Raw genomic sequence first — 20,503 nt, forward strand, 5'->3', positions numbered from 1 at the left:
TATGCGTGGCACCTCACTGACTCAAGCTTATCGCACGGTCGCTGGGAGCCACCGGAGCGGGCAGACGGGTGCTGCCCTCCAGGTACTGGTCCACCTTCGCCGCCGCTGCCCGGCCCTCGGCGATCGCCCAGACCACCAGGGAGGCGCCCCGGCCGGCGTCGCCGACGGTGAATACTCCCTCCACATTGGTCTGGTAGTCCTCTGCCCGGCCGATCGTGCCCCGGGAGGTGAAGTCCACCTGCAGCTGATCAGTGAGCGTCTGACTCTCCGCACCGGTGAACCCCAGGGCCAGCAGCACCAGGTCGGCGGGGATCTCCCGCTCGCTGCCGGGCTTAGGGGTGCGGGTGCCGTCGTCGTTGTACTGGGTCTCAGCCACCCGCAGGGCCCGGATATGGCCGTTCTCGTCTCCGAGGAACTCCACGGTAGAGGCCAGCCACTGGACCTCACCGCCCTCCTGGTGGGCGCTGGAGACCTCGAAGACCCGCGGATCCATCGGCCAGGGTTCGTGCTCGGCGCGCTCAGTGGGCAGCTCTTTGCCGATGGCCAGGGTGGTCACCGACTTGGCCTGATGACGGTGGGCGGTGCCGATGCAGTCTGCACCGGTGTCGCCGCCGCCGAGGATCACCACATGCTTGTCCTTGGCGTGAATCTGGTCCGGCACCTCGTCGCCGGCCACAGCCTTGTTCGACTGGACCAGGTACTCCATGGCGAAGTGGACACCGCCCAGCCCCCTGCCGGAGATGGGCAGATCGCGCGGGACCATGGCACCGGTGGCGACGATGACGGCGTCGTAGGACTCCTGCAGGGCGTCCCAGGCGATATCGGCGCCGATCTCCGTGGAGGGGTAGAACCGGGTGCCCTCGGTCTCCATCTGGGTGACGCGGAAGTCGACCAGGCTCTTCTCCATCTTGAAGTCCGGGATGCCGTAGCGCATCAGTCCGCCGATGCGGTCATCACGCTCATAGACGGCAACGGTGTGCCCGGCGCGGGTCAGCTGCTGGGCCGCGGCCAGGCCAGCTGGGCCGGAGCCGACCACGGCCACGGTCTTGCCGGTGAGCCGCTTGGGCGGAAGCGGCTCGACGTAGCCCTTCTCCAGGGCCTCGTCGGCGATCTCGGCCTCAGACTGCTTGATGGTGACCGCCGGCTGGTTGATGCCCAGCACGCAGGAGGTCTCACAGGGTGCGGGGCAGACCCGGCCGGTGAACTCCGGAAAATTGTTGGTCATATGCAACCGGTGGGACGCCTCCTCCCACTGGTCGCGCCAGATGAGGTCGTTCCACTCCGGGATGAGGTTGCCCAACGGACAGCCGGTGTGGCAGAACGGGATGCCGCAGTCCATGCACCGGCCGGCCTGGGTCTGCGTCACTCCCCGCTGCTGGCGCTCATAGACCTCTTTGAAGTCCATGATGCGCACCGGCACCGGGCGCGAGGGCCGGTCCTGGCGTTCGCGGTGCTTGAGAAATCCACGCGGATCAGCCACTGGTCACCTCCAGAATCTTCTGCCATGCGGCATCGCCGTCGGGGTCGAGGCCCTCCTCGAGGGCGGCGCTGCGGGCGGCCAGCACCTTGTCGTAGTCACGCGGGAGGATCTTGGTGATCCGCTCCAGCACGTCCTGCGGGTCGTGGAGCAGCCGGTGGGCCAGCGGCGATCCGGTCTCCTCGTGGTGGCGGCGCAGCAGGTCCAGGACTATCTGCTTGTCCTCCTCGTCGGTGGTCAGCAGCAGCAGCTCACCGTTGGCGGCGGCCTGGGTGTTGAGCTTGGTGCGGTCGAAGTCCAGCACGTAGGCCGTGCCCCCGGACATCCCGGCGCCGAAGTTGCGGCCCACCGGCCCGATGATCAGGGTCTGGCCGCCGGTCATGTACTCGCAGCCGTGGTCGCCTACGCCCTCGACGACGGCGGTGGCACCGGAGTTGCGCACCAGGAACCGTTCGCCGACCTGCCCGGAGAGGAAGATCTCGCCTGCGGTGGCACCGTAGCCGATCACATTGCCGGCCAGCACATTGTCCTCAGGGTGGAAGGGAGCCTGGGGGTCAGGAGCAAGGATCAGCCGTCCGCCGGATAGTCCCTTGCCCACGTAGTCGTTGGCGTCGCCGGCCAGCCGGATGGTGATCCCCTGCGGGAGGAAGGCCCCCAGCGACTGTCCGGCCTGGCCGGTGAGGCTGATATCGATGGTGTTGTTCTCCAGGGCGGAGAGTCCCAGCGCCTTGGTGAGCTCATGGCCGAGCATGGTGCCCACCGCACGGGCGGTGTTCTGCACGGTCTTGGTGATCTTCACCTGCTCACCGCGCTGGATGGCCGGCTGGCACTGCTCGATCAGATCGACGTCGAAGTGGTTCTCCAGCCCGTGGTCCTGTGTGGTGGTCCGCCGCAGCTGTCGAGCGATCTCCGGGTCATCGGGGTTCCAGCCGGTGAGCACCTTGCCCAAGTCCAGCCCTTCGGTCTTCCAGTGGCGCTTGGCCTCATCGAGATCCAGGGAGTCGATATGCCCGATGGCCTCGTCCAGGCTGCGGAAGCCCAGCTCAGCCAGGTACTCGCGCACCTCCTGGGCCACGAACTCGAAGAAGTTCACCACATGGTCGGCCTTGCCTGTGTAGCGCTCACGCAGCGTGGGGTTCTGCGTGGCTACCCCCACCGGGCAGGTGTCCAGGTGGCAGACCCGCATCATCACGCAGCCGGAGACCACCAGCGCACTGGTGGCGAAGCCGTACTCCTCAGCGCCCAGCAGCGCGGCGATGACCACATCGCGTCCGGTTTTGAGCTGGCCGTCCACCTGGACGGTGATGCGTTCGCGCAGTCCGTTGAGCATCAGCGTCTGCTGCGCCTCGGCCAGGCCGAGCTCCCAGGGGGTGCCGGCATGCTTGAGTGAGTTCAGCGGGGAGGCCCCGGTGCCGCCGTCGTGCCCAGAGATGAGCACGACGTCGGCGGTGGCCTTGGCCACTCCGGCAGCCACCGTGCCCACACCATGCAGGGAGACCAGCTTCACGTGGACCCGGGCTCCGGTGTTGGCGCGCTTGAGGTCGTAGATGAGCTGCTTGAGGTCCTCGATGGAGTAGATGTCGTGGTGCGGGGGCGGTGAGACCAGGGAGACTCCGGGGGTGGAGTGGCGTGTCTCGGCCACCCAGGGGTAGACCTTCTTGCCCATCAGCTGGCCGCCTTCGCCGGGCTTGGCGCCCTGGGCCATCTTGATCTGCAGGTCATCGGCGTGGGTGAGGAACTGGCTGGTCACCCCGAACCGGCCGGAGGCGATCTGCTTGATCGCGCTGCGCCGCTCGGGATCGATCAGGCGTGCCGGGTGCTCGCCGCCCTCACCGGTGTTGGAGCGTGCCCCGAGCCGGTTCATGGCGATGGCCAGGGTCTCGTGGGCCTCCTGGGAGATGGAGCCGTAGCTCATCGCACCGGTGTTGAACCTCTTGACGATCTCGGAGACCGGCTCCACCTCGCTGATCGGCACCGGCTTGCGGCGGGCAGTGAGCTTGAAGAGCCCGCGCAGGGTCATCAGAGCCGATGCCTGGTCGTCCACCGCTTTGGTGTACTGCTTGAAGATGTCGTAGCGGCGGGTCCGTGAGGCGTGCTGGAGCCTGAACACCGTCTCCGGGTTGAACAGGTGCGGCGGTCCTTCACGGCGCCACTGGTACTCACCGCCGACCTCCAGCTCATGGCCGCGGCCCAGATCATTGCCGTCGGGCGGGTAGGCCTTGGCGTGCCGGGTCATGGCTTCGGCGGCGATGACATTGACACCGACACCGCCCATCAGGGAGTCTGTGCCGGAGAAGTACTGGTCCACCACGTTCTGGGCCAGGCCGACTGCCTCGAAGGTCTGGGCTCCGCAGTAGGAGCTGACGGTGGAGATGCCCATTTTGGACATGATCTTCAGCAGCCCTTTGCCCAGGGCCTTGATCAGGTTGGCGACCGCCTGCTCTTCGCTGACATCGGTGATGTCGCCGCGGCGGACCATGTCTTCGGCGGTCTCGATGGCCAGGTAGGGGTTCACTGCTGAGGCTCCGTAGCCTATCAGGCAGGCCACATGGTGGACTTCGCGAACGTCGCCGGCCTCCACCAGCAGCGAAGCCCGTGTCCGATTGGCCGATTTCAGCAGGTGGTGGTGAATGGCTGAGACCAGCAGCAGCGACGGTATGGGCGCCCACTGGGCGTTGGAGTCGCGGTCGGAGACGATGATGTAGCTGACACCGCGGTTCACGGCGGCGGAGACCTGCTCGCAGAGGGTCCTGATCCGCTGGCGGAACTCATCCTCCGTGGAGCCCACCCGGAAGAGTCCCCTGACCCGCAACGCCGCTTTGGCGCCCGTTCGGCCGCTTCCCCCAGAATCCTGAGGACTCTGCGAGTCCCCTGTGTCCTCTCTTGGGTTCCGATGGTTGGCGATCCGGGCCAGCTGGTCATTGGTGAGCACCGGAAAGTCCAGCTGGATCTGCTTGGACTTCACCTGCCCGGTGGCCAGCAGGTTTCCCTCCGGCCCCACATGGCGGCCCAGGGCGGTGACCAGTTCCTCACGGATGGCATCCAGCGGAGGGTTGGTCACCTGGGCGAAGGTCTGCACGAAGTAGTCGAAGAGCAGCCGGGGCCTCTCGGCCAGCACCGCGATGGGGGTGTCAGTGCCCATGGCGCCCAAGGGCTCGGCGCCGGTGGTGGCCATGGGACCGATGAGGATCTTCAGCTCCTCATGGGTGTAGCCGAAGGTCTGCTGGCGAATCCGCACCGAACCGGCAGGGTGCTTCACGTGGAGGCGCTCGGGCAGATCCTCCAGGGTGACACGATTCTCCTGGACCCACTGCCGCCAGGGCTGTGTGGAGGCGAAGTCGGCTTTGACCTCCTCGTCTTCGATGATCCGGCCCTCTTTGGTGTCGGCCAGGAACATCATGCCCGGGGCCACGCGTCCCTTGCGTACCACCGAGGCGGGCTCCAGATCGGCGACTCCGACCTCGGAGGAGAGCACGACCAGTCCGTCCTCGGTCACCCACCAGCGGGCTGGGCGCAGGCCGTTGCGGTCTAGGACGGCTCCCAGCTGATCACCGTCGGTGAATGCGATGGCGGCCGGCCCGTCCCATGGCTCCATCAGAGTGGAGTGGTACTCGTAGAAGGCTTTCAGGTCTGGGTCCATGGACTCATGGTTCTCCCAGGCCTCGGGAATCATCATCCGCATGGCCATCGAGAGCGGACGTCCGGAGAGCATCAGCAGTTCGGCGGCCTCGTCGAAGCTGGTGGAGTCGCTGGCCCCGGGGGTGCAGATGGGAAACAGGTACTCCGGGTCATCACCGAGCACCGGGCCGGACATTGTGGCCTGGCGGGCGCGCATCCAGTTCCGGTTGCCCTCCACCGTGTTGATCTCCCCGTTGTGCGCCATGTACCGCAGGGGCTGGGCCAGCGGCCAGGAGGGGAAGGTGTTGGTGGAGAACCGGGAGTGGACAATGCCCAGGGTGGACTTGTACCGCTCATCGGAGAGGTCCGGGTAGAAGGGCTCCAGCTGCGCGGTGGTCAGCATGCCCTTATAGGTGATGGTCCGTGAGGACAGCGAGGCGAAGTAGATCCCCAGCCGCACCTGGGCGCGTTTGCGCAGCCGCCAGGCCCGCTGGTCCAGAGTCCCATCGGCGGACTCCTGGAACTCGATGGAGTCTTCATCGGCCAGGGTCAGGAAGGCTTGTGTGAAGAACGGCATGGCGTCGCGGGCCAGGCTGCCGATCATGGAGTGGTCCACCGGCACCTCTCGCCAGCCGAGGACCTTGAGCCCCTGCACTGCGGCCATCTCCTCGAAGCTTGCGATCACATCCTGGCGCTCATCAGGCTCCTGCGGGAGGAAGGCGGTGCCGGCGGCGTACTGGCCGGCTGCCGGGAGCTCGAACTCGCAGACAGCCCGGAAGAGCTCGTCCGGGATCTGGGTGAGGATTCCTGCCCCGTCTCCGGTGCCCTCGTCACCGCCGACTGCTCCTCGGTGCTCCACACAGCGCAGGGCGTGCAGGGCGTAGTCGACAATGTCGTGGCCAGGCTCTCCGCGCAGAGTGGCGATAGCCGCCATGCCGCAGTTCTCATGCTCCTTGGCCGGGTCATAGAGGCCGGACTTCTCGGGGAAGGCGGCGTAGCGCTGGTAGGGGGAGATCACCTTCTGACCTGTGGTCTCAGCGCTCAACCCGGCAGCTTCCGACGCGGAAACGGACATGGCGGGGTTCCTTCCTGTTGGCCTTGGCGCACTGAGCACGCTACGCGTGAAGCTCGTGCAGGCTGTTAGACGGCATCGTCGTGAAGAACAAGCACCGGGGGTGGGGCACTGTCTTGAGCACCTGCAAAGGTTCGGGGTGCGGTGCTGCAGGCGCACTGGCCACTCTGCGTGCGAGTGGTCGATGTTCTATCTTGCGCCTGTGACTGGTCAGGTGCAAGTCAGCGTCATTAGTTTTCACTCCGTGGACCTGGCTCTGCGGCCTCCGTGTCCACCTCGTCAACTGAGTGCTCAGCCTTGCCGGGCGGGGTCTCGGGCCCGTTAGCACTGTCGCCCGCACTCCCTCCACTCACCTCGGAGGACTCCGCGCGAGCGCGGGCCTTCTCTCGGCTCGCCCGGGTGTAGACCTCAGCGTGCTCGGCGATCTCTTCCTCGGTCTGCGGACGCTTGACGAACAGCCAGACCAGAGCTGCCGCAGCGATGACGAAGATGACGATGGCGATGATCTGGTTCAGCCGCCAGTCCAGGCCGAGTCCGGACAGCGGGTACTGGGTGGACTTGCTGAACTCGTCGATCCGCAGTGATTCGATCCAGAAGCGGCCCAGCGCGTAGTAGGCCACATAGCTCCAGGCGATCAGGCCCTGGCGGAACTGGAAGCGGCGGAACAGCAGGATCAGTGCGATGAAGCCGACAAGGTTCCACACCGATTCGTAGAGGAAGGTGGGGTGGAACAGCGTGTTTTCGGTCGCACCGGCGGGCAGCGGCTGGTGCTGCTGGTCGGTGTCGATACTCAGCCCCCAGGGCAGGTCGGTGACGCGGCCGAAGAGCTCCTGGTTGAACCAGTTGCCCCACCGGCCGATCGCCTGGGCAAGGATGACCCCGGGAACCACCGCATCGGCGAAGGCACCGAATTTGATGCCGTGGCGGCGGCAGAAGAACCAGACCGCCAGGGATCCGGCCATGACTGCGCCGATGATCGAGAGGCCGCCCTGCCAGACCTGCGGGATGCGGGTGAGATCACCGCCTTCGCCGAAGTAGTTGTCCGGGGAGCTGATCACGTGGTAGATCCGGGCACCCACAATGCCGATGAGCACCGCCCAGAGCATGGCGGAGAAGACATCGTCGCTGCTGCCCCCCCGGGACTTCCAGAGCCGGGTGGCGACCACCACGGCCAGCACGATGCCGGCCATGATGGCCAGGGTGTAGAACGCGAGGAAGAACGGGCCAGGCAGGTCAATGCCGCGTGCCGGTGGTGGCGGGAAGCCGGCAAGCACGTCGGCGGTCAGAGCGGGGATGGTCATAGTGGGCACCGTATCAGGAGTTGGCGAAGAGTTCAGAAGCCAGCCGGCCCACGGCGTCCGGTCCCCCGTCACGCAGAGCTGCCACCAGTGCGGTGCCGACGATGACACCGTCAGCGTAGGCGCCGATCTCCTCCACATGCGCCCGGGTGGACACGCCCAGACCCACGCAGACCCGTTGGGCACCGGCGGCTTTGGCTGCGCTGACAACCCGTTCGGCGGCGTCGGAGACATCGGACCGGGCACCGGTGACGCCCATCAGCGACACCCCGTAGACGAACCCACGAGAGGATGAGGCGATCCGAGCCGCACGTTCGGGGCTTGAGGTGGGCGCGGAGAGGAACACCCGGTCAAGCCCATGGGCGTCAGTGGCAGCAATCCACTCCTCGGCCTCATCGGGGATCAGGTCCGGGGTGATGGCCCCGGCCCCGCCTGCCTCGGCCAGCCTGCGGGCAAAGGTGTCAGCACCCATCCGGTCGATGAGGTTGTAGTAGGTCATCACCAGCACTGCTGCGCCGGTGGCGTCAGTGACGGCTTGGACGATGTCGAAGACCTCACTGATCCTGAACCCCCTGGCCAGCACCTCAGCGGTGGCCTGCTGGATGACCGGTCCGTCCATCACCGGGTCGGAGTAGGGAATACCGAGCTCCAGGACATCGGCACCGTTGTCCACCAGGGCGATGGCCGCAGCGATGGAGGTCTCTTTGTCCGGATACCCTGCAGGCAGATATCCCACAGACGCCGCACGTCCCTGGGCCTTGGCGGCGTCGATGGCTGCTGCTGTCCTGCTCACCGTGCGCTCACTTCCCGCCGCATCCTGCGGCTGCGTCGGGTCCCTGGTTCGCTCACTGTTCGACTCCCGTCTCAGGCGCCTGGCTATTGTCATCAGCCGGCAGCAGGTCGAACCACGTGGCCGCGGTCGCCACGTCCTTGTCACCGCGCCCGGAGAGGTTGACGATGATCACCCGGTCCGCACCACCTTCGCCCCAGTCGGCTGCCAGCCGTGCGGCCCCGGCCAGGGCATGGGCGGACTCGATGGCGGGAATGATGCCCTCGGTGCGGCACAGGGATTCGAAGGCGGACATGCATTCGGCATCGGTGACCGGTGAGTAGGTGACGCGTCCGGCGTCGTTCAGATAGGCGTGTTCGGGCCCGACCGAGGGGTAGTCCAGACCTGCTGAGATGGAGTGGCTGTCGATGGTCTGCCCGTCCTCGTCCTGCATCAGGTAGCTGCGTGCCCCGTGCAGCACACCAGAGCGGCCCAGGGTGATGGCGCTGGCGTGGCGGCCGGTCTCCAGGCCGTCACCGCCGGCCTCGAACCCGTACAGGGCGACCTCCGGGTCGTCCAGGAAGCCGTGGAAGATGCCCATCGCGTTGGAACCTCCGCCCACACAGGCGGCCACGGCATCCGGCAGCTTTCCGGTGGCACTGAGGATCTGTTCCCGGGCCTCCTCGCCGATGACCTGGTGGAACCAGCGCACCATCTCTGGGAATGGGTGGGGCCCGGCCACCGTGCCGAGCACATAGTGGGTGGTGTCCACGGAGGCGACCCAGTCGCGCAGTGCCTCATTGATGGCGTCCTTCAGCGTCTGCGCCCCGTGCTCCACCGGCACCACCTCGGCGCCGAGCAGCCGCATCCGGGCCACGTTCAGCGCCTGCCGGCGGGTGTCCTCGGCCCCCATGTAGACCACACAGTCCATGCCGAACAGCGCCGCCGCGGTGGCGGTGGCCACGCCGTGCTGTCCAGCTCCGGTCTCGGCGATGAGCCGGGTTTTGCCAAGCCTGCCGGCGATCAGCGCTTGGCCGAGCACATTGTTGATCTTGTGGCTGCCGGTATGGTTCAGGTCCTCCCGCTTGAGAAAGATGCGGGCACCGCTGGGGGTGTTCGCCGCCTCGGCCGCGAAGCGCGGCACTTCGCTCAGCAGGGAGGGCCTGCCGGTGTAGTCTCGGCAGAGCCTGGAGTATTCCTCGGTGAACGCGGGGTCAGCCTTTGCCTTGGCGAAGGTCTCGGCCACCTCGTCGAGTGCGGCCACCAGCGATTCGGGCATCCAGCGTCCGCCGTAGTCGCCGAAGTAGGGGCCTGCGGCGTCACGGTAGGCGGTAGGTGGTGTGGTCGTCATGATGTGTGCCTCCTTGGCCGCCCTGTGGTAGCTGCTCTGAACTCCCGCACTGCGGTGGTGGGGTCGCCGTGTTTGACCAGTGCTTCGCCCACCAGCACGGCGTCTGCTCCCCTGCCGGCGTAGTCGAGCACCACTGCCGGTGAGTCCACGCCGGATTCAGCGATCCGCACGACGCCCTCGGGCAGGTGGCGGGCCATGGCGGAGTAATGGCGGACGTCCACGTCCAAGGTCTTCAGATTGCGGACGTTGACGCCCACGATTCTGGCCCCCAGAGTCACCGCGCGCTCGATCTCCTTCTCGGTATGGGCCTCCACCAGCGCGTTCATGCCCAGCTCGTGGGTCAGCGCGAGGTAGTCGGCCAGCTGGGTGTCGTCCAGGGCGGCGACGATCAGCAGCACCAGGTCGGCACCGTGGGCCCGGGCCTCGTAGAACTGGTACTCATCGACCATGAAGTCCTTGCGCAGCACCGGGATGCTCGCTGCGGCACGGACGGCTGTGAGGTCGGCCAGGCTTCCGCTGAATCTACGGGCCTCGGTGAGCACCGAGATCACACTGGCCCCACCATTCTGGTAGGCCGAGGCCAAGGCGGCAGGGTCCGGGATCTCGGCCAGAGCTCCCTTGGACGGGGACTTCCGCTTGACCTCTGCGATGATGCGGACCCCTAAGGAGTCGCTCCGCCCGCCCTGCAGCGCAGCATGGGCGTCCAGTGCCGGTGGTGCTTCCGCCGCCAGCTTCCGGACCTGTTCAAGCGGTGTCTGGGACCTGCGCTCGGAGAGATCCTCACGGACCCCTTCGATGATGGAGTCGAGGACTGTGGTCATGCAGTGCGGCTTCAGCTGGTGCTGGACTCGGGCCGGCGCTTCTCCGGGCCGCCGGAGGTGTTGTCCGGGGTGGCCGGGCCGGAATGTCCGCGCGGGTCCTCGCCCCGCTTGAGCACGGAGTTGGAGTCCAGCTCCACCCCGTAGCCGGCCCTCTTGAGCACAACGCCAAGGATCAAAGCCACCGGAAGCAGACCGGCCCCGACCCAGATCACCGGCCACCAGGCATCTGTCCAGTGCAGTCCGATGAACCCGACGCCAGCGATCAGGCTGGCCACCATGATGGTGCCTGAGACCGTCCAGGCCGCTGGTGTGGCTCCGTGGCCGATGTGGTCATAGTGAATAAACTCATCAGCGGACTGGGGCTCCTGCTCGACATCCCGGACTGCCGTCTGGCTCGTATCCTTCACCTGACTGGTGGCCATTCCTCTGCTCCTCTACACGCTGTCGAAATGCTTGTGTCCCATTCTGCCACGACCATCGCCGCCAAGCGCATTTCACAGCGCTTGTAAGCAATCCACCCGATGGTGCCCTGCGGGGCCGAGATGCCCTTGTGACGTTCTACGGGATCTCGGGGAAGGCGATGGTTCCGGGCTCAGCTCCCTGGCGCCACGCCAGGCCCAGTGAGCGCTGCAGCGCAGCATTGGCAGGCGTCGCTACGCCGTGGAGGCGCCCGAGCTGAACGATCTCGCCGTTGAGCCAATCGACTTCGGAGTCACCTCCGCGCTGCAGGGACTGCCAGGTGGAGTGACGGGTGGATGAGTAGCCGGTGGCCACATCGACCTGGAACTGGCTGAAGTCCACTCTCCGGTCCTCGCTGCGGGCAATGGGAATACCCGCAGCCCTCAGAACCGCCGCCGCCTCGGTGACCAGCGCTTCTCCCAGCAGCTGTTCCCGCTCTGGCTCAATGTCGAACAGTGACAGCCGGTCACGCACGCTGGAGAGCAGCTTCAGCGCCTTGAAGCCGATCACCTGCTCGGCGGTCTGCACCTGCCAGCCGATGCCGCGCAGGATCTCTGCGATCTCCTCGAGGATCTCATCCACTCCGCCGGGGTACTTCCCCACCGCAAGGGCTGCCCGTTGGGGGGCGGCGGAGCAGGTCACTTCGCCGGTGACGGTGTAGGAGGCGGGAATGAGGATGGAGCCGGAATAGATGCGGTGGTGCCGCCGGGCCAGGATGGGCTCGGCGGCCAGCCCGTTCTGGATGGTGAGGATGGGCAGATCGGCGGCCAGCCCGGCGTTGTTCTCCAGTTCCAACCAGGCCAGCTCCTGGGAGGACTCCTCGACGTGCTGGGTCTTGACCGTGGTGATGATCAGGTCGCCGGGACGCAGCTGTGCCCCGGCGATTCCCTCGACGGTGTTGAGCCGGACAGTCTTCGCGCCTTCTGGCCGGATATAGCGCAGACCGTGCTCAGCAATATGCCTGATCTGCTTCCCGCGTCCGATCAGCAGATGGTCGTGCCCGTGCAGCGCCAGCTCTGCGGCCGTTGAGGCGCCGACGGCTCCGGCGCCAAGGACCACCACCCGCTGAATCCTGGTCACTTGGTGGGGTCCTCACCGTCTGAGAGATCGTCCCACATGTCGATCTCGTCAGGGTTCTGCGCACCGGGCTTGCCCCGGGAGAATTTCTTGGAAGTCGTGTCATCGTCCCAGCCCGGGGAGAACAGCAGCAGCGCCAAAGAGGTGATCACCAGCAGAATGGAGCCCAGCAGCGCCATCCAGACCGCGAAGCCGACGGCGTACTCCGCGGCCGGGTCGGTGGTTCCGGTGTAGTCGGCCAGAGCCGGCGCGGCTGCCGCCGCCGGGTTTGAGAGTGCCAGCACTGCGGCGACGAAGGAGAGGACCCCGGCGCCGAAGACCACCGCTCCGATCAGTCCGCGCAACCACCCTTTGGCGATGGTGGCGGCCACACCGCCTGCCACACCCACCACGCCCATCGCCCGGATAGTCGGTGCCATCTCCGCCCCGGAGAGGCTGATCTCATCGGCTGCCGCAGTATCCGGCAGTCCGGTGGCGGTCACCCAGGTCAGCGCAGTGGAGACCAGAATGAGCACCGAGGCGATCTGGATGAACAGAATCGTGTTCTTACGCTGGAAGAAGTATGCGAGATGTCCCATCAACCCTGCCTGTCAGTCGGTGTCAGCCTGTCTGCCGCCAGTACTGCCCGCAGCGGTGCGGCGGCCTTGTTGACGGTCTCCAGCCGTTCGGCCTCATCGTCTGAGTCTGCCACGATCCCACCGCCGGACTGGACATAGGCCTTCCCCCCGGTGAGCACGGCGGTGCGGATGGCGATGGCCGCATCCATTCGCCCGGAGAGGTCGAAGTAGCCCACCACTCCACCGTAGACCCCGCGCCTGGTGGGCTCCCATTCGTCCAGCAGCTGGAGCGCCCGGGGCTTGGGCGCCCCGGACAGTGTGCCCGCGGGGAAGGCGGCGGCCAGCACATCGTAGGAGGATGCCGACGGCTCCACCTCGCCCTGGACGTGGGAGGTCAGGTGCATCACGTGGCTGAAGCGCTCCACCCCCATGAACTGGGTGACCTCCACTGAGCCGGGCACGCAGACCTTGGCCAGGTCGTTGCGGGCCAGGTCCACTAACATGATGTGCTCGGCACGTTCCTTCTCATCGGCCAGCAGGTCTTCGGCCAGCTGAAGATCGTCCGCCGGTGTCTTGCCGCGGGGTCGGGTTCCGGCGATGGGGTGTGAGACCACACGCCGCTCTTCGTCCAGGGTCACCAGTGCCTCCGGTGAGGCGCCCACCACCTGGTACGGCTCACCCTCCGGAGTCTGGAAGTGCATCAGATACATGTAGGGGCTGGGGTTGAGCAGCCGCAGCATCCGGTAGACGGTCAGCGCATCGACCTCGGTGGCCAGCTCGAAGCGGCGGGAGACCACGATCTGGAAGACCTCACCGTCCACAATGGCCTGTTTGGCTTTGCCGAGTGTGGCCAGGTACTCATTCTGGTCCCAGCTGTGCTGGACCCGGTCTGCCAGGTCCAGCTCCACGTCCTGCGCCCAGTCCGGCTCGGCGGCGGCAAGCTCCGGGCGCACCGGCTGACTGAGCCGGAGGCGCATGGCAGCCAGGCGGGCCACAGCGTCGTCGTAGGCTGCTGCCGCTCCGGTGGACTGCCCATCCTTGTTGATGGCATTGGCGATCAGCGTCACCGTGCCGTCGCGGTTGTCATGTACGGCGAGGTCGGAGACCAGGTTCATGGCCATCTCCGGCAGTCCGAGGTCATCTGCCGGCGGGTGCGGGAGCCGCTCCCAGTGGCGGACCACGTCCCAGCCGATGTAGCCGACCAGCCCGGAAGCCAGATGCGGCAGCTGATCGGCGAAGGCTCGTTCACCCAGGAACTCGAGGGTGTCTCGCAACACCTCGGCGGTGGAGCCGTTGCCGGGGGTCCCCGCAGGCGGGGTGCCAGTCCAGTGGGCCGCGCCGTCCTTCTCCGAGAGTGTGGCCATCGAGTTGACGCCGATGAAGCTGTGCCGCGACCATGCTGCCCCAGGGGCCGCCGACTCCATCAGAAACGTGCCGGGCTTGAAGTCTGGTCCGTGCGGTGCAGAGCCGTCGGAATCGGTGCAGAGGGCTCGGTAGATGCTCACCGGGGTGTGACCGTCGGCCAGCAGCTTGCAGGTGACCGGGATGACCCGGTGGCTGGCGGCCAGCCGGAGGAACTCGTCCCGGCCGGGGGTGACGGTGCCCAGGGGATGCATCAGCCGATCTCCCTCTCCGTGAAGCAGGTCTCGGCACCGGTGTGGCAGGCCGGGCCGGACTGGTCGACGACCAGCAGCACGGTGTCACCGTCGCAGTCCAGGGAGACCGACTGCACGTGCTGCACATGTCCGGAGGTCTCGCCTTTGACCCAGAGCTCACCGCGGGAGCGTGACCAATAGGTGCCGCGGCGGGTCTCGATGGTGGTGGCCAGGGCCTCGGCATTCATCCAGGCCAGCATGAGCACCGCCCCGCTGGTGGCGTCCTGAGCGATGGCGGGGACGAGACCATCAGCGTTGTAGCTGACCTCAACGGACACCGTGCTGTTATCGGGCACTACGCTGTTATCGGACACTGTGCCCCGCCTTCCGGATCGCGTCTTTGACTTTGGCAATCATGTCAACCGGCCCGAAGTGGAACATCGAGGCTGCCAGCACAGCATCTGCCCCCGCGTCGACGGCCTGCGGAAAGTGCTCGGGCTCGCCTGCTCCCCCGGAGGCGATCAGCGGAACTCGGGTGACCGCGCGCACCGCGGCAATCATCTCCAGGTCGAAGCCGGCTTGGGTGCCGTCGGCATCGATGGAGTTCAGCAGGATCTCTCCGACGCCGCGCTCGGCGGCCTCGGCGCACCAGTCCAGCGCGTCGATGCCGGTCCCTCTGCGACCGCCGTGGGTGGTGACTTCGAACCCGGACTCGGTGTCCAGGCTCCGGCGCACATCAGCCGAAAGCACCAGAACCTGGTTGCCGAAGCGGGCGACGATCTCGTTGATGACCGCTGGGCGGGCCACTGCGGCGGTGTTGATCGAGGCTTTGTCCGCTCCGTGCTTGAGCAGCCGGTCCACATCGGCCTCGCTGCGCACTCCCCCGCCGACGGTCAGCGGGATGAAGACCTCCTCGGCGGTGCCGGTGACGACTTCATAGGTGGTCTCGCGGCTGTCGGAGGAGGCGGTGACGTCGAGGAAGGTGATCTCATCCGCCCCAGCCTCGTTATAGCGCCGGGCCAGCTCCACAGGGTCTCCGGCATCGCGGAGCTTCTCGAAGTTGACCCCCTTGACCACGCGGCCAGCATCCACATCGAGGCAGGGAATCACCCGTACGGCCAGTGACACAGCGCTCCTTCGGCTAGACGCGGCAGGCGTGAATCGTGGTGACCAGGATAGCCCGAGCGCCAAGCTCGTAGAGCTCGTCCATCAGCTGGTTGGTCTTCTTGGCCGGCACCATCGAGCGCACGGCGACCCAGTCCGGATCAGCCAGCGGGGAGATGGTGGGCGACTCCAGGCCGGGGGTGGTGGCAATGGCGGCGTCCAGGTCGGCTTTGCGGATGTCATAGTCCATCATCACGTACTGGCGAGCCACCAGCACACCCTGGAGGCGCCGGATGAGGCGCTCGGTGTCACGCTGGATCGCCGCGGCGTCGTCGTGACCGGCAGCACCGTCGGCGGTGCCGTTTCCGGAGATCAGGATCGCTTCGGAGACCATCACCGGATCGCCGAAGACCTCCATTCCCGCGGCCTTGAGCGTATTGCCGGTCTCCACCACATCGGCGATGGCGTCTGCCACCCCGAGCCTGACGGCGGACTCGACTGCTCCGTCGAGGTGCACCACATCGACCGCAGCGATGTCCTGGGTCTCGAACCAGTGGCTCAGCAGGGAGTCGTAGGAGGTGGCGACCCGTTTGCCGGCCAGGTCCACGGCGGCGCGGAATGTGCCCTGCGGGCCGGCGAGGCGGAACGTGGACCGGCCGAATCCCAGCCCCATGATCTCCGTGGCACCGGTGTCCACGCGGGCGTCCTGGAACAGGTCCCGGCCGGTGATACCCACGTGCAGCGTTCCCGAGCCCACATAGACGGCGACGTCGCGGGGACGCAGGTAGAAGAACTCCACCCCGTTGGCCTCGTCCACCAGGACCAGCTCTTTACGGTCACGGCGTTGCAGATAGCCGGCTTCGGCCAGCATGGACATCGCCGCCTCGGAGAGCGCACCCTTATTGGGCACGGCCACGCGCAGCTTCTGGCCGGAAGTGGGCACAGTGGGGTTTTCAGACATGGTGCGAGCCTTTCTCACAGGTAACGGTAGACGTCCTGGGGCGTGATTCCCTTGGCGAGCATCATGACCTGCAGATGATAGATCAGCTGAGAGATCTCTTCGGCGGCCTGCTGGTCTGACTCATACTCGGCAGCCATCCAGACCTCGGCGGCCTCCTCGACGATCTTCTTGCCGATCTGATGAACCCCGGCCTCCAGCGCGGCCACCGTTGCCGAGCCTTCGGGACGGTCGGCTGCCTTACGGGCAAGTTCATCGTAGAGTTCGTCGAAGGTTTTCATCGCCCCCAAGCTTACAGCGCTGGCCCCGGGGCGCCGCGCAGGTCGCCGTCTCTGCCGGCCGGTTTGAGCCGGCCTTCACGCCCTGAAGTCGGCCCATCACTTCGCTCGGGCCTCAGGTCACTGCGGCATGTCTCAGCCGTCCAGCTGGGCAATTGCCACCGCAGCCGCCACCGCGGCGTGGGCAGCCTCGTACCCTTTGTCCTCGCTGGAGCCCTCAAGTCCGGCCCGGTCCAGGGCCTGCTGCTCCGTGTCACAGGTCAGCAGTCCGAAGCCCACTGGTATGCCGGTCTCCACTGAGACCCGCACCAGGCCGTCAGTGGCCGCGGAGCAGACGTAGTCGAAATGCGGTGTGCCGCCGCGGATCACCACGCCGAGGGCGACGACGGCGTGGTGGGTCTGTGCCGCCCGAGAGGCAAGGACCGGCAGTTCGAAGCTGCCGGGGGCAGAGAGCTCGGTGACGGCGTCGTGGTCTATCCCTGCCTCAGCCAGGAACCGGCGGGCGCCGGCGGTCAGCCCGTCCATGACCTGGGTGTGCCAGCGGGCTGCGATCACCGCCACGCGCAGGCCTCCGACCTGATGCCGGAGGGCCTCCATCTCGGCCGGGTCGATGGTCAGTGCTCCTGCTCCGCTCATTGCTGCTCCTTGGTGAGTGTCCGCTGCGTGGGTTCATTCTGCTCATTGAGCGCCAGGTGGTCGAGCATATGGGCCATCCGGTCCCGTTTGGTGCGCAGATAGCGCTCATTGTCGGGGTGGACCACTCCGTTGCTGGGCACCTGGCTGACCCGCAGACCGGTGGCAGCCAGTGCCTGGACCTTGGCGGGATTGTTGGTCAGCAGCTTCAGGTCGGTGATGCCTGCTGAGTGCAGGATGGCGGCTGCTCCGGTGAAGTCGCGCAGTTCGGCGGCCAGCCCCAGCATCTCATTGGCCTCCACGGTGTCCGCACCCTGCTCCTGGAGCTTATAGGCCCGCAGTTTATTGGCCAGTCCGATGCCGCGGCCCTCATGCCCGCGCAGATACAGCAGGTGGCCGCCGGTCTGGTGGATGGTCTCCAGGGCTGAGGCCAGCTGGGTGCCGCAGTCGCAGCGGTGGGAGTGGATGACGTCTCCGGTGAGGCATTCGGAGTGCAGCCGCACCAGGGGCTTCTCGACCTGTGCATTCTGGGCAGAGAGCAGCAGGTGCTCATGTCCGGTGGCCCGCTCGGTCCACACCTGGGCGTTGAAGACGCCGAAGTCAGTGGGCAGGGTGACTACCGGGCCGCCGGTGACCAGCTTGGGCGCCTCCTCTTCGGGCGCCTCCCAGGAGGTGAGGTAGGATTCGCGGACCGCGTCCGGCTTGGCAGTGCCGCCGCGGTACTCGATGAGGTCGGCGATGCTGATCAGTGCCAGCTCGTGGGTGTCGGCGAACTCGCGCAGTGCCGGCAGCCGCATCATGGAGCCGTCGTCATGGACCAGTTCGGCGATGACTCCGACCTCCGGGTAGCCGGAGAGTCTGCACAGGTCCACTGCGGCCTCCGTGTGGCCGTCACGGCCGAGCACCCCGTGGGCATCGGCGACGAGCGGGAACATGTGGCCGGGGCGGGTGAGGTCTGCGGCCTCGGTGCCGGAGTCGGCGAGTGCGGCTGCGGTGACAGCGCGGTCATAGGCGCTGATGCCGGTGGTCTCCACTGCCAGGGCATCGCAGCTGACGGTGTAGGCGGTGCCTTTGGGGTCCTCATTGTCGGTGACCATCGGCGGCAGTCCAAGGTGCCGGGCGCGCTCTGCGGTCATGGGGGTGCAGATCACCCCGGAGCTGTGCCGGATGGTGAAGCCCATCAGCTCCGCAGTGGCTGCGGAGGCGGGGAAGATCAGGTCCCCTTCGTTCTCGCGGTCGGCGTCGTCGACCACCACGACGGGGCGGCCGGCGGCGAGCTGGTTCAGGGCCACCTCGATGGGGTCCAGCAGCGGTGCGGGTGTCGCTGGCTGGGGCACCGGCGTCAGGGCGGAGGGGGCATCGGGCGCCTTCTGGCCGAAGGTGAGCATCCGCTTGACGTATTTGGCCAGCACGTCGACCTCAAGGTTCACGTTGCTGCCCAGCTCTTTGGAGCCCAGTGTGGTCTCGGCCAGGGTGGCCGGGATCAGCCCCACCTCGAACCAGTGAGAACCGTCCCGATCCTCCCCGGTGCCGGTGACGGTCAGCGACACGCCGTCGACCGCCACCGAGCCCTTCTCGGCGAGGAACTCAACGAGGTCCGTGGGCACGGCGAACCGGTGACGGCCGTCATTGAGGTCGCGGTCGGTCAGGGTGCCGATGCCGTCCACGTGGCCCTGGACCACATGCCCGTCGAGCCGGGCGCCGGCGGGCAGGCAGCGCTCCAGGTTCACGGTGTCTCCGGGGGCGAGCTCTGCGAAGGTGGTGCGCTTCAGCGTCTCTGGGATCAGTTCCACGGTCAGCCGCTCGCCACTGATGTCCACTGCGGAGACACAGGCTCCGTTGACGGCGATCGAGCCGCCCAGGGCCAGCCCCTCCAGGTGGCCGGGGGCCTCGAAGCTCAGGCGCTCCACGCCTTTGGAGGGGTCGGGGGTTCGTTCGATCACCTGGCCGGTGCCGGTGATGATTCCGGTGAACATTCAGTGAGCTCCCTTCGGCTCCGGCTGCAGGTGAATACAGACGTCGTTGTCCATGATGGTGGTCGGGCCGCCGTCGGCGGCGTCGAGGGTGTATCGGCGGGCCTCGGCCAGAGTGGTCACGCCGAGATCTGCCAGGCTGGACCGGCCGGAGCCGAGGATCAGCGGGGCGCTGTAGAGGAAGATCTCGTCGACCAGGTCGGCGGCGAAGAAGGCCGAGAGCACTGACTGGCCGCCCTCCACCAGCACATGCCTGACCTGGTAGCCGTTGTGTTGGGTTCCGGCAAGGGTCTGCAAGGCTTCCAGAGGGTCTCGGGTACGCAGCTGGAGCCATCCCTGGCCCTCGGGCCGCCCCTGTCTCAGTCGGGCTTGTTCGGGCAGTTCGCGCAGTCCCATCACAGTGCGCAGCGGCTGCTCGAGCGTCTCGTCGCCGCCCTTCTGGCGTGCGGTGAGGCGGGGGTCGTCGATCTCCGCGGTGTTGGTGCCCACGATGATCGCATCGACTCGCTGCCGGATGCTGTGGGTGTGGCGCCGCGACACCGCCGAGGTGATCCACTGGCTGGTGCCGTCGGCTGCAGCAATCCGAGCATCGATGCTCTGCGCCAGGTGGACAGTCACGAAGGGCCGCTGCTGGCTGACCGCCTGGTTCCAGCGGTGGTTGAGTTCAGTGCACTGCTGACCCAGCTGACCAACGGCGACGTCTGCTCCCCTGTCCCGCAGAACCTCACCGCCTCCGCCATTCACAGAAGGATCGCGGGCGCCGATCACCACTGTGCGGATCCCCGCTTCACTGATCAGGTCGGTGCAGGCAGGCTGCCGTCCGTAGTGGCTGCAGGGCTCCAGGGTGGTGTAAAGGGTGGTGCCGGTGAAATCGACAACTCCTGCGGTGCGCGCATTGGTCAGGCAGTCACGTTCGGCGTGGAAGGTCCCGGCACCCTGATGATAACCGGTGGCGATGAGGCTTCCCCGCGAGTCTGTCAGCGCCGCGCCGACCAATGGGTTGGCTCCGCGGGGGCCGAGCAGTGCGGCGTCGATCGCAGTACGCATGGTGGCGTCACTGCCGGTGAGGTGGGCGGTGCCCAATGAACAGTCTCCTTCTGTGCTACTCCCTTCCAGACTCTGACTGTCGGTACCGGAGTTTCACCGGTTCAGCCGGCGCAGTGGGCGCCGGGTCGCGGACTGTCACCGCCGGTTCGGAGTTTCACCGATCCCGTAAGCACGTGACATCTATAGTGCCATAAAACACATGACGCCCGGAGTCGGAGGACTCCGGGCGTCATGTTCATGTCATGTTTCTGACCCGAGAAAAGCTCGGCGGCGCCAATTAGGCTTCAGGCGCGAAGGCCCGCGTAAGCGGGCCGAGAGCCGAGCGGGGTTTCCCCGCCGGCGGGACTAACACTGAGCGGATGACGAGATTCGAACTCGCGACCCTCACCATGGCAAGGTGATGCTCTAGCCAGCTG

17 protein-coding genes and 1 riboswitch are annotated in these 20,503 nt (G+C 66.8%); all 17 genes read right to left on the minus strand.

Going from position 1 to position 20,503, the window contains the following annotated elements; genetic code table 11:
- Positions 1-13 precede the first annotated feature (13 nt).
- Positions 14-1,480, minus strand: a complete 1,467-nt coding sequence (locus DVO78_RS08705) for a glutamate synthase subunit beta (RefSeq protein WP_120004424.1) — start codon at positions 1,478-1,480, stop codon at positions 14-16.
- Positions 1,473-6,170, minus strand: coding sequence for a glutamate synthase large subunit (gene gltB / locus DVO78_RS08710; protein ID WP_120004425.1), 4,698 nt, complete (start codon positions 6,168-6,170; stop codon positions 1,473-1,475). The genes DVO78_RS08705 and gltB overlap by 8 nt, the downstream gene beginning before the upstream one ends.
- 227 nt (positions 6,171-6,397) lie before the next feature.
- Positions 6,398-7,468, minus strand: a complete 1,071-nt coding sequence (gene lgt, locus DVO78_RS08715; protein WP_120004426.1) for a prolipoprotein diacylglyceryl transferase — start codon at positions 7,466-7,468, stop codon at positions 6,398-6,400.
- A 13-nt stretch (positions 7,469-7,481) separates the two neighbouring features.
- On the minus strand, positions 7,482-8,258 hold the full coding sequence (gene trpA / locus DVO78_RS08720) for a tryptophan synthase subunit alpha (protein WP_238385213.1): 777 nt from the start codon (positions 8,256-8,258) through the stop codon (positions 7,482-7,484).
- Between the two features lie 52 nt (positions 8,259-8,310).
- Positions 8,311-9,585 carry a tryptophan synthase subunit beta gene (gene trpB / locus DVO78_RS08725; protein ID WP_120004428.1) on the minus strand — a complete coding sequence of 425 codons (1,275 nt, stop codon included), beginning with the start codon at positions 9,583-9,585 and terminating at the stop codon, positions 8,311-8,313.
- Positions 9,582-10,406 (minus strand): indole-3-glycerol phosphate synthase TrpC, encoded by an 825-nt coding sequence (gene trpC, locus DVO78_RS08730; protein WP_120004429.1) that lies wholly within the window; start codon positions 10,404-10,406, stop codon positions 9,582-9,584. The genes trpB and trpC overlap by 4 nt, the downstream gene beginning before the upstream one ends.
- An 11-nt stretch (positions 10,407-10,417) precedes the next feature.
- Positions 10,418-10,828 (minus strand): HGxxPAAW family protein, encoded by a 411-nt coding sequence (locus DVO78_RS17755; RefSeq protein ID WP_202912138.1) that lies wholly within the window; start codon positions 10,826-10,828, stop codon positions 10,418-10,420.
- A gap of 136 nt (positions 10,829-10,964) precedes the next feature.
- Positions 10,965-11,945: a ketopantoate reductase family protein gene (locus DVO78_RS08740; RefSeq protein ID WP_120004430.1), complete on the minus strand. Its 981-nt coding sequence runs from the start codon at positions 11,943-11,945 to the stop codon at positions 10,965-10,967.
- The gene (locus DVO78_RS08745) at positions 11,942-12,520 is read right to left on the minus strand and encodes a Trp biosynthesis-associated membrane protein (RefSeq protein WP_120004431.1); all 579 of its coding nucleotides are present in this window, start codon (positions 12,518-12,520) and stop codon (positions 11,942-11,944) included. The genes DVO78_RS08740 and DVO78_RS08745 overlap by 4 nt, the downstream gene beginning before the upstream one ends.
- The gene (gene trpE / locus DVO78_RS08750; RefSeq protein ID WP_120004432.1) at positions 12,520-14,115 is read right to left on the minus strand and encodes an anthranilate synthase component I; all 1,596 of its coding nucleotides are present in this window, start codon (positions 14,113-14,115) and stop codon (positions 12,520-12,522) included. The genes DVO78_RS08745 and trpE overlap by 1 nt, the downstream gene beginning before the upstream one ends.
- Complete coding sequence (gene hisI, locus DVO78_RS08755) at positions 14,115-14,450, minus strand: phosphoribosyl-AMP cyclohydrolase (RefSeq protein WP_120004433.1); 336 nt, start codon at positions 14,448-14,450, stop codon at positions 14,115-14,117. The genes trpE and hisI overlap by 1 nt, the downstream gene beginning before the upstream one ends.
- Positions 14,451-14,457: 7 nt before the next feature.
- Positions 14,458-15,222, minus strand: a complete 765-nt coding sequence (gene hisF, locus DVO78_RS08760; RefSeq protein WP_120004434.1) for an imidazole glycerol phosphate synthase subunit HisF — start codon at positions 15,220-15,222, stop codon at positions 14,458-14,460.
- 13 nt (positions 15,223-15,235) lie between these two features.
- Positions 15,236-16,159 carry an ATP phosphoribosyltransferase gene (gene hisG, locus DVO78_RS08765; RefSeq protein ID WP_120004435.1) on the minus strand — a complete coding sequence of 308 codons (924 nt, stop codon included), beginning with the start codon at positions 16,157-16,159 and terminating at the stop codon, positions 15,236-15,238.
- A 14-nt stretch (positions 16,160-16,173) separates the two neighbouring features.
- A complete protein-coding gene (locus tag DVO78_RS08770; protein WP_120004436.1) occupies positions 16,174-16,437 on the minus strand; it encodes a phosphoribosyl-ATP diphosphatase in 264 nt (87 codons plus the stop codon).
- 132 nt (positions 16,438-16,569) lie between these two features.
- Complete coding sequence (gene ribH, locus DVO78_RS08775) at positions 16,570-17,070, minus strand: 6,7-dimethyl-8-ribityllumazine synthase (RefSeq protein ID WP_120004437.1); 501 nt, start codon at positions 17,068-17,070, stop codon at positions 16,570-16,572.
- Complete coding sequence (gene ribB, locus DVO78_RS08780; protein WP_162301581.1) at positions 17,067-19,043, minus strand: 3,4-dihydroxy-2-butanone-4-phosphate synthase; 1,977 nt, start codon at positions 19,041-19,043, stop codon at positions 17,067-17,069. The genes ribH and ribB overlap by 4 nt, the downstream gene beginning before the upstream one ends.
- The gene (gene ribD, locus DVO78_RS08785) at positions 19,044-20,123 is read right to left on the minus strand and encodes a bifunctional diaminohydroxyphosphoribosylaminopyrimidine deaminase/5-amino-6-(5-phosphoribosylamino)uracil reductase RibD (protein WP_238385214.1); all 1,080 of its coding nucleotides are present in this window, start codon (positions 20,121-20,123) and stop codon (positions 19,044-19,046) included. It abuts the gene before it with no gap.
- Between the two features lie 14 nt (positions 20,124-20,137).
- A riboswitch (FMN riboswitch) is annotated at positions 20,138-20,262 on the minus strand.
- Between the last annotated feature and the right edge of the window lie 241 nt (positions 20,263-20,503).

Source organism: Nesterenkonia muleiensis (assembly GCF_003600155.1).
Classification (GTDB): Bacteria; Actinomycetota; Actinomycetes; order Actinomycetales; family Micrococcaceae; genus Nesterenkonia; species Nesterenkonia muleiensis.

Bases quoted from the DNA above. Each gene is read 5' to 3' on its own strand.
- gltB (WP_120004425.1), bottom strand. From the start codon at position 6,170: ATGTCCGTTTCCGCGTCGGAAGCTGCCGGGTTGAGCGCTGAGACCACA.
- lgt (WP_120004426.1), bottom strand. From the start codon at position 7,468: ATGACCATCCCCGCTCTGACCGCCGACGTGCTTGCCGGCTTCCCGCCA.
- trpB (WP_120004428.1), bottom strand. From the start codon at position 9,585: ATGACGACCACACCACCTACCGCCTACCGTGACGCCGCAGGCCCCTAC.
- trpC (WP_120004429.1), bottom strand. From the start codon at position 10,406: ATGACCACAGTCCTCGACTCCATCATCGAAGGGGTCCGTGAGGATCTC.
- DVO78_RS17755 (WP_202912138.1), bottom strand. From the start codon at position 10,828: ATGGCCACCAGTCAGGTGAAGGATACGAGCCAGACGGCAGTCCGGGAT.
- DVO78_RS08745 (WP_120004431.1), bottom strand. From the start codon at position 12,520: ATGGGACATCTCGCATACTTCTTCCAGCGTAAGAACACGATTCTGTTC.
- trpE (WP_120004432.1), bottom strand. From the start codon at position 14,115: ATGCATCCCCTGGGCACCGTCACCCCCGGCCGGGACGAGTTCCTCCGG.
- hisG (WP_120004435.1), bottom strand. From the start codon at position 16,159: ATGTCTGAAAACCCCACTGTGCCCACTTCCGGCCAGAAGCTGCGCGTG.
- DVO78_RS08770 (WP_120004436.1), bottom strand. From the start codon at position 16,437: ATGAAAACCTTCGACGAACTCTACGATGAACTTGCCCGTAAGGCAGCC.
- ribH (WP_120004437.1), bottom strand. From the start codon at position 17,070: ATGAGCGGAGCAGGAGCACTGACCATCGACCCGGCCGAGATGGAGGCC.
- ribB (WP_162301581.1), bottom strand. From the start codon at position 19,043: ATGTTCACCGGAATCATCACCGGCACCGGCCAGGTGATCGAACGAACC.